Source organism: Halomonas alimentaria (assembly GCF_009902005.1).
Classification (GTDB): Bacteria; Pseudomonadota; Gammaproteobacteria; order Pseudomonadales; family Halomonadaceae; genus Halomonas; species Halomonas alimentaria.
This window is the reverse complement of record NZ_WUTT01000001.1, coordinates 552,734-567,257: the sequence shown is the minus strand read 5'-3', so window position 1 is coordinate 567,257 and position 14,524 is coordinate 552,734. Positions and strand designations below refer to the sequence as shown.

Below are 14,524 nucleotides of genomic sequence, written 5' to 3'. Positions count from 1 at the left end.
GAGACTCACCCGCCCGGCTCGTCCTCATGCCCTGGACCCTCGGCGTGGACCCGCTCCACGTCGACGATCCGCGAACGGCTCATCACTACCTTCCAGCGCTGCAGGGTGGGTGGGCCATCGCCCTGGGTCTCGCGGATCACCAGATTGAGGAGGTGGCGCTTCTCCACCTCCTCGCGCACCACCTGGTCGCCCTCCTCCAGCCGGTAGACCCGCCGGCTGCCCTTGTCCATCAGTCGAGCGATCGGCGACAGGTCCAGGGCCAGTGTCTCGCGGGTGTGGTCATAGCCGCTGAGGAAGCGCGTCGGCGACATCCGCGAACGTGAGCGGTAGTGCAGCACGATCTCCTCACGCTGGGCCACGCTGCGCTTGCGCACGCGCTTGATCTCCTCGTCGAGCCTGGGGTAGCGCTTGTAGTCGAACCACTCCAGCTGGCGGCCCACTACCTGATTGCGGGTCGGGTCCAGATACTGGCGGCGCCACTTGGGTCGGCCACGGCGCAGGAGTCGCCACAGGGTGTTGCGCAGGTCGTCCTTGAAGACCTCGCGCAGCGCATAGATGCCGGCCATGGCCAGCACGAACAGCGCGGTGATATCGGCCAGGGTGTCGCGCACGCGAAGCAGACCCAGCGAGACGAACACCATCACCACCGCGGTGGCCAGCGCCTTCACTGCCTTCTGCTCGGCGTTACCCAGCTCCTGGGTCTTCTGCTTGAGGGTCACCGGGTATTCGATCAGCCTACGCAGCAGGCGCATCTTGTTGGACATCCGCGTGGGGTCACGCGTCACCCGCTCGGAGTTGTACTCGCGCTCGCGACGGTAGTCGTCCTCGGCGCGGCAGATCGCCACCAGGCGTGCGCGCACCGGCCGGAAACGCGCCCCCCGCGGCAGTCCGGCGAGCAGTGCCAGCAGGCGCTGTTCCGTGAACCAGGAGAGGTAGTTGTCGATGGTGGCGAAATAGCGGTGCAGACTCTCCTCGCTGGGCTCATGACGGCGCAGGCGGCGCAGGATGCTCACCGCCAGGTCAACATGCTCGGCCAGGCGCTGCTCGAGGCTGGGGGGCTGCTCGCCCGCCTCTTCCTTCACCGGCTGGCTACGCCCCTCCGACGCCCGCCCGTTGGTGGCTGTATCTGCCTTTTCTCCCTTTTCTGCCTTCTCGGCTTTCTCTGCCTTCAGCGCACGACGGGCATCATCGATCAACGGCCCGGCGGCGCTCTCCATGGCCACCACGTACTGATAGGCGTAGAGGCTCAGGCTGAGACGGTAGTGCTCGGCATCCAGCCTGCCACGCTCGGCCAGGCGGCTGAGCACCAGCGGTAGCCGGTAGCGATCGCTGAAGTAGGTGCGCTTGACCTGGATCGCGGCGTGGTAGAAGTCCTCCTCGGCGATCACCTGGCCGGTCAGCCCCAGCTCGCCGGGCACGAACAGGTAGAGATCGAGCCGGTGCGAGGTCTCCTCCTGCAGCACGCGGGAGACCTTGAGGTGCAGGCTGTCCTGGCGTTCGACGTGGATCACGCATGGGCCTCGCTGCAAGGTTCACGATACCTGCGCATCTACTGCCCCGGGTCCGGCGAGCCGCCGCTGCTGCTCGTCTGATGGTGCGGGTCGGCAACCCCGGCACGCCCCGGGGCGCGACCGGCGGCATCGCGCTCGCTGGCCCGCTCATCGCCATGCTCGCTGGAACCATCCAGGCGGCCACCGCCACGCCCCTCCATGCTGACGCTGAGCCGCGGCACGCCGAGGTCGACGCCCTGGGACTCCATGCGCTGCTTGAGCAGCAGGTTGAAGGCCCGCGCCACGTCCCACTGCATCTCCGGTGCAGTGCGGAAGCGCATACGCAGGATCGGGCAGCCATCCTCGAAGGCATGGATGTCCTGCATCTCCAGCGGTGACCAGATGTAGTGGCGCATCATGGGGTCCTGGCGCAGCGCCTGGGCGGTCTCCTGCATCAGGGTGATGGCATCGTCGATCTTCATTTCGTAGGGAATGCGGATCTTCATCAGCGCGATGCCGAACTGCCGCGACATGTTGTGGATCGAGTCGATGCGGCTGAAGGTGATGATATGCACGATCCCGTCGAGGTCGCGCAGGCGCACGGTGCGCAGGGTCAGCCCCTCCACCGTGCCCATGTGACCGTTGATCTCGACGAAGTCGTCCACCGCCAGGGAGTCCTCGATCAGGATGAAGATGCCGGTGATCAGGTCCTGCACCAGCGTCTGGGCGCCGAAGCCGAGTGCCAGGCCGATGACACCGGCACCGGCCAGCAGCGGTGTGACGTTCACCCCCAGGTTGGCCAGCCCGACGATGCCGGCGATGATCACGATGGCGGTGAAGATGACGTTGCGGATCATCGGCGTGATGGTCTGGGCACGGGCCTGGTTGACCCGCCGCCCGCGGGAGCGCGCCGAGCTGGTCAACGCCCGCTGGATGGCGGTGTCGGCGAAGATCCACGCCAGCCAGGCCAGCAGCAGGGTCAGGGCAATGGCCAGCAGTGCCTGGCCGATGCGCGCACTGGCCACGCCCTGGCTGCCGATGCCCAGCAGGGATCCGCCCCACACCTGCAACGACAGCTCGGCGAAGGCCAGCCAGGTAGCGACGTGGGCCAGTACATAGCCGAAACGCTCGAGGCGAACGCGGTACTGGCTGACACGCCGCCGGCGCTGCTGACGCTTGCGGCGTTCACCATGGCGACGCACCAGGCCGGTGACCACCAGGGCCAGGATCAGCAGCGCCGCCGAGATGATCGAGCGCGCCAGGGCGGTGCCCACATCACCACCGGTGACGAAGATGGCCACCAGCGAGCCCCCCACCAGCAGCAGCGCCGGCACGTGCCACAGGCTGCCCAGTACCTGCACGATGCTGGCACTGGCGCCGGTCTCGCGGCGCTCGCGCCAGGGGCGGTTGCGGATGATGTGCTCGATGGGCCGCTTGAAGCTGAGGATGAAGCGCACACTGAGCAGCGCCGCCAGCATGTTGGCCAGCACCGAGAGCAGCCCGGCGAGTTCGGCACCGAGCAGACCGGTGAGACGCCCGGAATTGAAGGCATCGCCCAGCGCCACCAGGGCGCCGATCACGAACAGGGGTCGCAGGCCGTAGTGCTGCACCAGTTGCACCGCCACGAAGCGGTGGCCGCGGGTAAACTCCGAAACGAAGGTCTCCACCACCACCGACAGGGTGCGACCACACAGCGCGATATAGGCCACCACCAGCGCCAGCACGCGACCGCTGCTGGGCGGTACCAGCTGGGCGATCCCCAGGACCAGCGCGAAGGCCAGTGCCCAGGGCAGCATGCGGCGCAGGAAGTGCACAGTAAGCAGCCAGGCCCGCGGCTCGCGGGGCAGGTCCAGGGGCCAACCGCGCCGCCTCGCCAGCAGGCGGCCCAGGGCGATCAGGATCACCAGCAGACCGCCCCAGATCACCAGCAGCACCGCCGCCTCCACCGCGAAGCGGATCAGGTCGGCATTGCCGGTCTCGGCCACCAGGGCACTCAGGTCACGCCAGCCCTGCTGCAGCTGGGCCTGCCAGCGCGCCAGCGGGGAATCCTGCCCCTCGGCCTGCTGGCCCAGGTCACTGATGGTCTCTGCCAGGGCGCCAAGCAGCCCCTCGCGCGGGGTGATGCCGCTCTCCTCGGTGGCCTCGCCGTGCACTTTCTGCAGGTCCTGCAGGCTCTCCAGCAGCTGGCTGCGCCGCTCGGCGTCCTCGAGAGTCACGATGATGCGCTCCAGCGACTCCTGGAAGGCCTGGGGATCATGCTGCTGCTGATCTTCCGCGGAGGTCACCAGGCCCGGCAGGTTGACTGCCTGGGCCTGAACCGCCGCCGCGGGCAGCAGCCAGACGGCCAGCCCCAGCAGCAGTCCGTAGAAAAGCATCCAGGCAGTGGTACAGGAACCGAGGCGGCGGTGGGGCAACATCACATCTCCCTGTTGTTGACGGATCGAGGCGTTGGCAGATTCAGGCAATGGGAATCGAGGCGTCGTGAGGAAAGGCCGATATGATACGCTCTCAGACGCTCCCATGTGACGCACAGGATGCCGCCATGACGCCGCTACCGCCACCCGAACCGCATACCCCCGACGGCGAGACCCGCCGCGTGGGGGTCGAGATCGAGTTTGCCGGCCTGCCTCCCCAGGATACCGCTGCGATGGTGTGCGAGCTGTTCGGTGGCGAGGTGAAGGTGATCAGCCCTCACCGCCTCAAGGTGGAAGAGACTCGCTGGGGCACCTTCACCATCGAGCTCGATACCCAGTATGCCCATCCCGATGCGGAAGTGCTGGAGGCCATGCCCAGCGGCGACAGCGAGTGGGAGCGCCATCGCCACCAGATGCGCATCGACTTCCATAACCGCACCCGCGAGCTGATCGGCGATGTGGTCACCGGGCTCGTGCCCACCGAGATCGTCTGTCCGCCGATCCCCTGGGACGAGCTAGGCGAGCTGGATAGGCTGTTCGAGGCCCTGCGCGAGCATGGCGCCAAGGGGACCGACGCCAGCCTGCTCTACGGCTTCGGCCTGCACCTCAACCCCGAGGTACCCAGCCTCGAGGTGGAGAGCCTGCTCGATCATCTGCGTGCCTATCTGCTTACCGCCGAGTGGCTGCGCGAGCAGATCGACGTGGACATCACCCGCGAGGTGCTGCCCCATGCCAACCCCTTCCCCAAGGCCTACGCCCTCAAGGTGCTGGCCGCCGACTACTCGCCGGACCTCGACACCCTGATCGGCGACTACCTGGCCGACAACCCGACCCGCAACCGCGAGCTCGACATGACCCCGCTGTTCGCCCATCTGCGTCCGGATTACCCTCACGAGCTGTTCCGCAACAAGCTGGTCAAGGCCCGTCCCACCTTCCACTACCGGCTACCCGACGCGCGCCTCGCGCAGCCGGGCTGGGGATCGGCGGTGGAGTGGAATCGCTGGCTGGAGGTGGAGAAGCTGGCCGCCGACACGGATACGCTCCGCCAGCGTGCCGCCGGCTATGTCGCCAAGCACACCCGTTCGCCGCTCACCCGCCTGTGGTTGCGTCTGCGCGGCTGGGTGAAGGCCACATGAGCGAGCGCCCGCTGATCGGCATCACCACCTCGGATCGCAAGAGCCATATCGCCTGGCTGTTCGACTGGTTTGCCGTATGGCGCCACGGTGGCCGGCCACGGCGGCTGTCGCCCTCACGCCCCTGGCCAGAGCGCCTCGATGGCCTGATCATCGGCGGCGGCGACGACATCCAGGCGCACCTCTACGATGCCGAGGTGCAGATCGATGTGCGCGTCGATCCCCAGCGCGACGAGCTGGAGCTGGAGCTGCTCGAGACCTTCATCCCCCAGGGCATCCCGGTGCTCGGCATCTGCCGTGGTGCCCAGCTGATCAACGTCTACCTCGGCGGCACCCTGGACCCGGACATCTACACCAGCCATGAGGGACTCAAGCGGCGGCGCACGGTACTGCCGCGCAAGACCGTGGATATCGTCGGTGACAGCCAGCTGCATCGCATCCTGCGGGTCAGCTGGTGTCGCATCAACAGCCTCCACCACCAGGCCGTCAGACAGGCCGGACGCGGCATCGAGATCGTCGCCCGCGACCGCGACGGCCTGGTACAGGGCATCGAGTCCCGCGACCACGACTTCCTGATCGGCGTGCAGTGGCACCCCGAGTGGCTGGTTTTCAACCGCCCGCAGCAGCGCCTGATTCGCGCCCTGGTGAGTGCCGCACGGGCCTCCTGGCGCCCGGCGTGACTCTGCCTGCACTGCCCCAGAACACATCGGGGCCACCCACAGGTGGCCCCGATGCTTGATGCGCTGGGCTGGATCAGCGGCGCTGACGTCACCCCTCCAGCGTCGCCTCCAAGGTGATCTCGGCCTTGAGCAGCTTGGAGATCGGGCAGTTCTCCTTGGCGCCATTCGCCGCCTCCTCGAAGGCCGCCTGATCGGCGCCCGGCACCCGACCGACGGTGGTCAGGTGCACCGCGGTGACCGACAGGGTGTCCGGATCCAGGGTCACCTTGGCCTTGGTATCGAGGCTGTCGGCAGTGTAGCCCGCCTCACCGAGCACCAGCGACAGGGCCATGGTGAAGCAGCCGGCATGCGCCGCGCCGATCATCTCCTCCGGATTGGTGCCCTCGGCACCCTCGAAGCGCCGGCGGAAGTCATACGGCGTATCTTTCAACACCCCGCTTCGGGTAGAGAGCGTACCGCCTCCTTCCTTCAGGCTGCCCTTCCACTGTGCGCTGGCAAAGTTCTCGATCGACATATCGGCTCCTTGTGTTGTGCGATGGGATATCTCACCTTCACACCATAGATCATGGGGCTCGGATTCCCATGACTCAAGGGCTGATTGCAACGCCGACGACCAGCATCCAGAATACATGGAAGAATTTTCCAATAAATAAAAGGAGCCACGCCATGCTGTCCGCCACCGGCGTCACCCTGCCCGCTACCGCCCATGAACCCGCCATCGAGCTGCCGGCCATCGGCCAGGGCACCTGGTACATGGGTGAGGGGCTTGCCCCTCGCAGCGGCGAGATACGCGCCCTGCAGCACGGCCTGGCCATGGGCCTGACCCTGATCGATACCGCCGAGATGTATGCCGATGGCGGCGCCGAGGAGGTGGTGGGTGAGGCACTGGCCGGGCGGCGCGACGAGGCCTTCCTGGTCTCCAAGGTCTACCCCTGGAACGCGGGCCGGGATTCGGCCATCGCCGCCTGCGAGGCGAGCCTGAAGCGCCTGCGCACCGACCACCTCGATCTCTACCTGCTGCACTGGCCGGGCAGCATCCCGCTGGATGAGACCCTGGAGGCCTTCGATCGCCTGCGCGAGGCCGGCAAGATCCGCCGCTTCGGGGTCTCCAACTTCGACATCGACGAGATGCGCGCGCTGCATGCCCTGCCCGGCGGCGAGGCCTGCGCGGTGAACCAGGTGCTCTACCACCTGGGCTCCCGGGGCATCGAGCACTCACTGCTGCCGTGGCAACGCGAACATGGCATGCCGACCATGGCCTACTGCCCGCTGGCCCAGGCCGGCGGCCTGCGCGAGGACCTGCTCGGCCACCCCGAGGTGCTGGGCATCGCCGCACGCCACGGCATCACCCCGGCCCAGGTGCTGCTGGCCTGGGCGATCCGCCCTCACGATGGCCGCCGGGACGTCATCGCCATCCCCAAGGCGGCTCGGGTCGACCATGTGGAGCAGAATGCCGCCGCCCTGCACGTCAGGCTCGATGACGACGCCCTGGCCCGGCTGGACGCCGCCCTTCCGGCCCCGGGCCGCAAGGTGCCACTGGATATCGTCTAGCCCGACCAAGCGCTCAGTCGCCGCCGCGCAGCCGGGCCAGCGCCGCGGCGAGGGGCGCCTGGCCCACCTCGCGCAGCGCCGCGATATTACGCTCGGGGATCGCCTCGGGATCCGGGTAGTGCGAGAGCACCTGCTCCAGCCCCGCCTCGCGCAGCAGATGCAGCATCGGGAAGGGCGAGCGGTTGGTGAAGTTGGCGGGATCCTCCGGCTCGGCATCCGCGAAGCGATACTCCGGATGGAAACTCGCCAGCTGGTAGGTGCCTTCATAGCCCTGGTCGGCCAGCAGCGCCTCGGCCACCTCCAGGAAGTCCAGGTAGTCGTCGAAGGCCTCGAGGCCTGGGGTGAGCACCAGCAGGGTGGTCTCGATAGCGGGGGTCTCGTCGAGGCGTTCGCACTCGGCCACCAGGGTCAGCAGGGCCTGCTCCCAGTCACCGGCGTCCAGGATGACGTAGCGGATCGTGTCGCGGGCCACCTCGCGTCCGGCGAAGGGGCAGACGTTGCGGGCGACCACGAAGGTCTCCACCCACTGGCGGGTAGCGGCGAGGGGATCAACGGCTTGGGTCATGGTCGGCTCGGCAGGAGGGTGGGCCGGCAGTATAGCGCAGTGGCGGCTCCCCTCCCCTGCCCCGCCGACCGTCGACTAACGCACACCCCCGCGCCGAGAGGCCAGACGATCCGCCAGCCGCGTGGGCTCCGGCAGCTTGGTACGCCCCAAGCACGCGACCACCCACGCCAGCGCCGTCGAAAGCGCGACCCGGTGACCGGTGGAGACGAAGAGCGGTTTCACCCCGACCCGCGAGCGCAGCACCGCGCCGACCACCTCGTCGTCGGGGCCGTCGACCAGCGGCGTCCAGTCGCCCCGCGCCGGACCCGGTTCGCCATGGCGTCCGCACAGCCGCGACTTGGCCACGCCGATGGTGGGCAGGTCGAGCCACAGCCCCAGGTGGCTGGCCACCCCGAGCCGGCGCGGGTGGGCGATGCCCTGGCCATCCACCATCACCAGCTCGGGGCGCACGCTCAACCGATCGAAGGCCGCCAGCGCCGCCGGCACCTCGCGAAATGACAGCAGTCCCGGGATATAGGGCATCCGCGTGGGCTCGCGCTGCACCACCTGCTCCACCACCTCGAACCGCCCGTCCTCGCCGGGCGGCCAGGCCAGCACCACCACCGCCGCCCGGGTGATATCCCCGCCGTCCTCGAAGCCGATATCCACCCCGGCGATATGACACACTTCACCCAGGCGATCCTCGCGCTCGACGCGGCCGGAGAGGCGCCGCTGCAGGGCGATGGCGTCGCGAGGCGCAAGATTCCACTCATGGAGGGGGGAGAGAGACATGGGGCCTCCTGAACAGCCGCTATCGAGTGGCGTAGACTATCGCCTTCCGGATACCGGCAGGAAGGGAGACCACCATGAAGCTGATCCACACCGCCGACTGGCACCTGGGCCAGAGCTTCCACGGCCAGGAGCGCCACGCCGAGCACCGCGCCTTCCTGACCTGGCTGCTCGACACCCTGGTGGAACGCGAGGCAGACGCCCTGCTGGTGGCCGGCGACATCTTCGACGTGGTCAACCCTTCCCTGCGCGCCCAGGAACTGCTCTATGACTTCATCGTCTCCGCCCATGAGCGGCTGCCGCACCTGGATCTCGTGCTGATCGCCGGCAATCACGACAGCGGCAACCGCATCGAGCTGCCCGCCCCTCTGATGCGCCGCCTGCGTACCCACGCCCTGGGTCGGGTCAGCTGGCTGGACGACGGCCGACTCGACGCCGAACGACTGCTGGTGCCGCTCACCGACGCGACAGGCGAGACTCGCGCCTGGTGCCTGGCACTGCCCTTCCTGCGCCCAGCCGAGGTCACCGGCGCAAGAGTGGCCAGCGACGACGACGCCTCAAGCGACGCCTCCCCCAAGGACGACGGCCCCAACGACTATGTAGCGGGCATCACCCGCGTGCATCGTCAGCTGATCGAGGCCGCTCGCGACCGGCGCCTGCCCGGCCAGGCGCTGGTGGCCATGAGCCATGCCCACCTGCATGGCGCCGCGGTCTCCGAGGCCAGCGAGCGCCCCATCGTGATCGGTGGCGAGGAGTCGATCTCCGCCGCTCTCTTCCCGGCCGAGATCGCCTACGTGGCCCTGGGCCACCTGCACCGCGCCCAGCAGGTCGGCGAGGCGCGCATCCGCTACAGCGGCAGCCCCCTGCCGCTGGACTTCAGTGAGGTCGCCTATCCCCACCAGGTGGTGGAGGTGACCCTCGATGGCGAGGCGCTTCTCGAGGCCACGGCGATCCCCGTGCCGCGCCCGGTGGCCATGCATCGCATCGGCCCCGGCCCGCTCGAGGCGGTGCTGGCCGAACTCGAGACGCTGGAAGATGACCCGGGACTGTCCAGGGAGCAATGGCCCTGGCTGGAGGTACGCGTGGAGCTGGACGCGCCGATTCCCGACCTGCGTGCCCGGATGGATGCCGCCCTGGCGGGCAAGGCACTGCGGCTGCTGCGCCTGGAGCGTCGCCTGCCCCGGGTCGACGGCGATCATGGCCAAGCGCGAGTCGACCTGGAGACCCTGGGCCCGCGCAAGCTCTTCGAGCGCACCTGGGAGGGGCGCTGGGGCGAGCCACCGGACGACGAGATCCTGGCCGACTTCGACCGCCTGCGCCAGGAGGTACAGGACGCCGACCACGGGGAGGAGCCGGCGTGAAGATCCTCGCCCTGCGCCTGGAGAACCTGGCCTCCCTGCCCGGCCCGCTGGAGCTCGACTTCACCGCGCCACCGCTGGCCGATGCCGGCCTGTTCGCCATCACCGGGCCCACCGGTGCCGGCAAGAGCACCCTGCTCGACGCCCTGTGCCTGGCGCTCTACGGCAGCACCCCGCGGCTGCGCCAGGCACCGAGCCGCGACAGCCAGATCGATGACACCGCGGACTCCACCCTGACCACCGGCGATGCACGCACCCTGCTGCGCCGCGGCACCGCCGGGGGCCACGCCGAGGTGGATTTCCTGGGCCGCGACGGGCGTCGCTACCGCGCCCGCTGGGCGGTGCGCCGGGCCCGCCACAAGCCCGGCGGGCGGTTGCAGGCGGTGGAGCAGTCGCTGACCGACCTCGACGACGACCGCCTGCTGACCGCCCAGAAGCGCGAATTCGATCGCCTGCTGCCGGAGCGCCTGGGGCTCACCTTCGAACAGTTCACCCGCGCCGTGCTGCTCGCCCAGAGCGAATTCGCCGCCTTCCTGCAGGCCGACGACAACGCGCGCAGCGACCTGCTCGAGCGCCTCACCGGCACCCGCGAATACTCCGAGATCTCCATGGCCGCCTACCGCCGCGCCAGCCAGGCGAAGAAGGCCGTGGAGGCCCTGGAGACACGGCTCGCCGACGACCTGCCCGCCGCGCCCGAGGTCCGCGCCGAACTGGAGCGCACCGCCGAGGCCAGCCGCCGGGCCCTCGACGAGCTGCAGAAGCAGGCGGAATCGCTCAAGGCCGAGCGGCGCTGGCACGACGACGATGACCGCCTGAACAAGGCCTGGCGTGACGGCCTTGTCCAGCGGCAGGCCGCCGAGGAGGAGTGGCAGGCACTCGCCGGGCAGCGCGCCGACCGCGACTGGCACCGGCTGATCGCCCCGCAGCGCCACGCCCTCGGCCGACAGGCCGAGCTGCCCGACGAGATCGCCGCCCTGCAGGCGACCCACGCCGGCACCCTGAAGGCGCGGCAGGAGGCCGACACCGAGCAGCAGGCCGCCGGCCAGGCCCTCGAACAGGCAGAGCGGGCGCTTGAGGAGGCCGGCGAGGCCCGCCGACGGGCCGAACCCGAACTGCGCCAGGCCCGCGAACAGGCCCAGCGCCTGGCCACCCTGGAGCAGCGACTCGGCGAGCTGGAGGCGTCTCTGGACCGGCAACGACGACAGTCCGATGAGCTGGCCGGTCAACACCGCCAGGCCCAGGCCGCACAGCAGGACCGCCAGCGCCAGCGCGACGACTGGCAGGCGGCGCTGCACAGGCTGCTGGGCGGCCACGCCGACCTCGACAGCGCCCGCCAGGCCGCTCAGCAGGCTCATGACCAGGCTGCCCGGCGTAACCTCGCCCTGGAGGAGCTGGCCAGTCGCTGGCAGGAGTTCGGCCGTGCCACCCAGGCCCACACGCGGCTGACAGGCCAGCTCGACGAGCAGCGCTCACGCCGGGACAGGCTGCTGGCCGAGGGTCAGACCGCCCGTGAACGCCTCGACCGCAGCCAGGCCAACTTCGAGAGCGTCAGCGCACTGATCGAGCGTAGCCGCGCCGTGCGCAGCGAGAGCGTGGTGCGCCTGCGCGAGGCCCTGAAGCAGGATGAGCCCTGCCCGGTATGCGGTGGACTCGACCACCCCTGGCGGCAGCGGCCACCGGCCACACCCGAGGCGGCCCAGCTGGCCGCCCAGGAGCAGGAGGAAGCGCGCCAGCTCGACGAGGCCCGAAATGCCCGCGATACCGCCCAGAAGCGACGCGACGAACTGGTGGGTGACTATCGCGGCGTGGAGCGCTCGCTCAAGCAGCTGGCTGCCGATCTCGAGGCCGCCGAGCAGCGCCTGGACAGCGCCCGACAGGCGCTGGTGGGACATCCGCTGCACGGGGAGCTCACCGCCGTCGACGAGGCAGAGCGCGACGGCTGGCTGCAGGCCCAGCGCGAGCAGAGCGAGGCGCAGCGCCACCGGCAGCGCCAGGCACTGGACGAGCTGAACCGGGCCGAGGCGGAGCTGGCCCCGCTGGAGAAGGCGCTCCAGGAGGGGCGTCTCGCGCTGACCCGCCTGGAGGCCGAGAAGACCGGCGCCGACCGGCAGCTGGCCGAACTCGAGGGGCAGCTGCCCCCGCTGCGCCAGCAGCGCGACGAGCTCGCCCGCACCCTCGCCGAGCGACTCGGCGACCACGCCTCACCCGACGCCTGGCAGCAGCAGCTCGAGGCGCACCAGGAGAGCACCCGCCAGACACGCGACAACGCCCTGGCTCACCTCCACGACGTCCAGCGAGAGAACCAGCGCCTCACCCAGCTGGCGGAGCATGAGGCCCGGCAGCTGGAGCAGCGACGCCAGGAGCAGCAGCGCTTGACGCAGCAGCTCGACGAGTGGCGCCGCGCCCACCCGGGGCTGGATGATGACACCCTGGCGCGGCTGCTGAGCCAATCCGAGGACGAGGCCAGGGAGGCGGAACGGCGGATCGAGGCAAGCGACCAGCAACGCCAGCGGGCCACCGCCACCCTGGCCGAGCGGCGCGACGCCCTGCTGCGCCACCGCAGGGACCAGGCGCTGACCGAGGACGAGGATGATCAGGCGCTGCTGGATGAGGCGGTCGCCGGGACACTGCAGCAGCGCCGCGCGGCCCTCGACGAGGCCTGGGCCGAACTGGGTCCCAGGCTGGAGGCGGCCCAGCGGGCCCGGGATGAATCGGCCTTCGCCTTGAGTGACGACCAGCGCAGGCTCGAGCGCCAGAAGGCCGCCCAGGACGAACTGGAGGCCGCCCGCAGCGAATACCGCCGCTGGGGACGCATCAGCGAGCTGATCGGCTCCGCCGACGGCAAGGTCTTCCGGCGTATCGCCCAGGCCTACAACCTGGAGCAGCTGCTCGAGCACGCCAATGCTCACCTGGCCGGGCTCAGCCGTCGCTACCGGCTGGTCCGCGGCGGCAGCGACCTCGGCCTGCTGGTGGTGGATCAGGACATGGCCGACGAGCGCCGCTCGGTTCACTCCCTGTCCGGCGGCGAGACCTTCCTGGTCTCGCTGGCCCTCGCGCTGGGGCTCGCCTCCATGGCCTCGGGGGAGCTCACCATCGAGTCACTGTTCATCGACGAGGGCTTCGGCAGCCTCGATCCGCAGTCGCTGGCCCTGGCCATGGATGCCCTGGACGGCCTGCAGGCGCTGGGCCGTCGCGTGGGCGTGATCTCCCACGTCCAGGAGATGCACGAGCGCATCCCGGTGCAGATCCAGGTCGAACCGCAGGGTAACGGCACCAGCCGGGCAAGCATTGTCAGCGCCTGAGGGGGGCGCCGCCGTCGTCGTGAGCGCCCTGCCGGGACGCCCAGGCAAAGCCGAGCAGGCCGAAGATCGGTCCGGGGACCAGCAGCCAGGCGGCATTCAGCCCGACCCGCTCGAACAGCGCCGTGGTGGCGGCGATCGAGACGACGGTAATCGCAAAGCCGATGGAGTTCTGGATCGCCAGGGCGGCCCCCACCAGCTCGCGCGGGCAGGCCTTGGCCGCCAGCGCCGAGAACTGTGGCGAGTCGGCGATCACGGTGGCCCCCCACACCAGCAGCAGCAGGCCCAGCGCGGGAGCCGGCAACCCCTCCCAGAACAGCGCGAAAAGCAGGGCACAGAGGCCCGAACCGGCCAGGGCACCCAGGGCCACCCTGGCGCTGCCCAGACGGCGCGACAGCAGGCCGCCGACAAGGCAACCCAGCGCGCCCACGGCGATGATGCCGAACGCCATGCCGGAGACCCCGAGCACGCCATACTCAGCGGCCAGCACCGAGTGCGACACCAGCAGCGGCACCACCGTCCAGAAGGCGTAGAGCTCCCACATGTGGCCGAAGTAGCCCAGGGCGGCCGCGCGAAAACGCGGCAGCCTGAAGGCATCCAGGACCGTGGCGCGACGCGCCGCCCCGCTGGCCGACGCCTGGCGCTGGCGGGCATCCGGCAGGTGCGGCCCATCCCCCAGCCACAGGATCAGCAGGGCTCCCAGCAGCGCCAGCCCCGAGGAGGCGAGGATGACGGCCTGCCAGGGGAGCTCGGCCCCCACCTCCCGCAGCCCATGGGGCAGCGCCGTGCCCAGCGTCAGCATGGCAACCAGCTGCGCCAGCGCCTGGCCGGTTCGCTCCGGCGCCCAGCTGACGATCAGCTTCATGCCCACCGGGTAGATGCCCGCCAGTGACAGGCCCACCAGGAAGCGGAACAGCATAGCGCTGGCCAGCCCCTCCGAGAGCCAGACGAAGCCGGCGTTGAACAGCGCTCCGGCGATGGCACTGCACACGAAGATACGACTGGCACGATAGCGATCCGCCAGGCCGCCCAGCGCCATGATCAGGGTGCCGAGGATGAAACCGCTCTGCACCGCGCTGGTCAGCCAGCCGATATCGGCGGCGCTGGCCTGCCAGGCGCGCATCAGGTCATCCGTCGCACTGTTGGCGCTGAACCACAGCGAGGTGCCGAGCAGTTGGGCAAGGGCGATGGTGGCCACCGGCCATGCCGGGCTGCCGGTGCTCATCGCACCGTTCGTGGACGCCATGGCGCTCCTCCGGTTGTTCC

Annotated in this window: 11 protein-coding genes; 5 read left to right on the top strand and 6 right to left on the bottom strand. The window is 69.7% G+C overall.

Translation table 11 applies throughout. The annotated features are described in order from the left end of the window. Window positions 1–5 precede the first annotated feature (5 nt). Both GRB96_RS02770 and GRB96_RS02765 read right to left on the bottom strand, forming a co-directional pair. Window positions 6–1,511 carry a hypothetical protein gene (locus GRB96_RS02770; protein ID WP_161430343.1) on the bottom strand — a complete coding sequence of 502 codons (1,506 nt, stop codon included), beginning with the start codon at window positions 1,509–1,511 and terminating at the stop codon, window positions 6–8. Between the two features lie 38 nt (window positions 1,512–1,549). After that, window positions 1,550–3,907, bottom strand: coding sequence for a mechanosensitive ion channel domain-containing protein (locus GRB96_RS02765; RefSeq protein ID WP_420841737.1), 2,358 nt, complete (start codon window positions 3,905–3,907; stop codon window positions 1,550–1,552). A 125-nt stretch (window positions 3,908–4,032) separates the two neighbouring features. On the opposite strand from GRB96_RS02765, the gene GRB96_RS02760 reads away from it, so the two are divergent. Continuing rightward, window positions 4,033–5,040, top strand: coding sequence for an amidoligase family protein (locus GRB96_RS02760; RefSeq protein ID WP_161430342.1), 1,008 nt, complete (start codon window positions 4,033–4,035; stop codon window positions 5,038–5,040). Then, window positions 5,037–5,717: a gamma-glutamyl-gamma-aminobutyrate hydrolase family protein gene (locus tag GRB96_RS02755; RefSeq protein WP_161430341.1), complete on the top strand. Its 681-nt coding sequence runs from the start codon at window positions 5,037–5,039 to the stop codon at window positions 5,715–5,717. Before GRB96_RS02760 ends, GRB96_RS02755 begins: the two co-directional genes overlap by 4 nt. An 88-nt stretch (window positions 5,718–5,805) precedes the next feature. Here GRB96_RS02755 and GRB96_RS02750 read toward each other — a convergent pair whose 3' ends face one another. Next, window positions 5,806–6,231 (bottom strand): OsmC family protein, encoded by a 426-nt coding sequence (locus GRB96_RS02750; protein WP_205743471.1) that lies wholly within the window; start codon window positions 6,229–6,231, stop codon window positions 5,806–5,808. Between the two features lie 152 nt (window positions 6,232–6,383). Between GRB96_RS02750 and GRB96_RS02745 the strand changes: the two genes are divergently transcribed. After that, on the top strand, window positions 6,384–7,268 hold the full coding sequence (locus GRB96_RS02745; RefSeq protein ID WP_161430340.1) for an aldo/keto reductase: 885 nt from the start codon (window positions 6,384–6,386) through the stop codon (window positions 7,266–7,268). Window positions 7,269–7,281: 13 nt separating this feature from the next. Here GRB96_RS02745 and GRB96_RS02740 read toward each other — a convergent pair whose 3' ends face one another. Together GRB96_RS02740 and nfi are read right to left on the bottom strand one after the other, a co-directional pair. Next, a complete protein-coding gene (locus GRB96_RS02740; RefSeq protein ID WP_161430339.1) occupies window positions 7,282–7,833 on the bottom strand; it encodes a DUF1415 domain-containing protein in 552 nt (183 codons plus the stop codon). Window positions 7,834–7,908: 75 nt separating this feature from the next. Next, a complete protein-coding gene (gene nfi, locus GRB96_RS02735) occupies window positions 7,909–8,604 on the bottom strand; it encodes a deoxyribonuclease V (RefSeq protein WP_161430338.1) in 696 nt (231 codons plus the stop codon). A 74-nt stretch (window positions 8,605–8,678) separates the two neighbouring features. Between nfi and GRB96_RS02730 the strand changes: the two genes are divergently transcribed. Continuing rightward, window positions 8,679–9,962, top strand: coding sequence for an exonuclease SbcCD subunit D (locus GRB96_RS02730; protein WP_161430337.1), 1,284 nt, complete (start codon window positions 8,679–8,681; stop codon window positions 9,960–9,962). Further along, a complete protein-coding gene (locus GRB96_RS02725) occupies window positions 9,959–13,261 on the top strand; it encodes an AAA family ATPase (protein ID WP_161430336.1) in 3,303 nt (1,100 codons plus the stop codon). Before GRB96_RS02730 ends, GRB96_RS02725 begins: the two co-directional genes overlap by 4 nt. Here the strand turns inward: GRB96_RS02725 and GRB96_RS02720 are convergent. Next, window positions 13,251–14,504, bottom strand: a complete 1,254-nt coding sequence (locus tag GRB96_RS02720; protein WP_161430335.1) for an MFS transporter — start codon at window positions 14,502–14,504, stop codon at window positions 13,251–13,253. The two genes, GRB96_RS02725 and GRB96_RS02720, sit on opposite strands and share 11 nt — an antisense overlap. Window positions 14,505–14,524 lie beyond the last annotated feature (20 nt).

What these genes read in the sequence shown, in the direction of transcription:
- GRB96_RS02755 (WP_161430341.1), top strand. Translation starts at nt 5,037, where the DNA reads ATGAGCGAGCGCCCGCTGATCGGCATCACCACCTCGGATCGCAAGAGC.
- nfi (WP_161430338.1), bottom strand. Translation starts at nt 8,604, where the DNA reads ATGTCTCTCTCCCCCCTCCATGAGTGGAATCTTGCGCCTCGCGACGCC.
- GRB96_RS02750 (WP_205743471.1), bottom strand. Translation starts at nt 6,231, where the DNA reads ATGTCGATCGAGAACTTTGCCAGCGCACAGTGGAAGGGCAGCCTGAAG.
- GRB96_RS02745 (WP_161430340.1), top strand. Translation starts at nt 6,384, where the DNA reads ATGCTGTCCGCCACCGGCGTCACCCTGCCCGCTACCGCCCATGAACCC.
- GRB96_RS02765 (WP_420841737.1), bottom strand. Translation starts at nt 3,907, where the DNA reads ATGTTGCCCCACCGCCGCCTCGGTTCCTGTACCACTGCCTGGATGCTT.
- GRB96_RS02740 (WP_161430339.1), bottom strand. Translation starts at nt 7,833, where the DNA reads ATGACCCAAGCCGTTGATCCCCTCGCCGCTACCCGCCAGTGGGTGGAG.
- GRB96_RS02720 (WP_161430335.1), bottom strand. Translation starts at nt 14,504, where the DNA reads ATGGCGTCCACGAACGGTGCGATGAGCACCGGCAGCCCGGCATGGCCG.
- GRB96_RS02760 (WP_161430342.1), top strand. Translation starts at nt 4,033, where the DNA reads ATGACGCCGCTACCGCCACCCGAACCGCATACCCCCGACGGCGAGACC.
- GRB96_RS02730 (WP_161430337.1), top strand. Translation starts at nt 8,679, where the DNA reads ATGAAGCTGATCCACACCGCCGACTGGCACCTGGGCCAGAGCTTCCAC.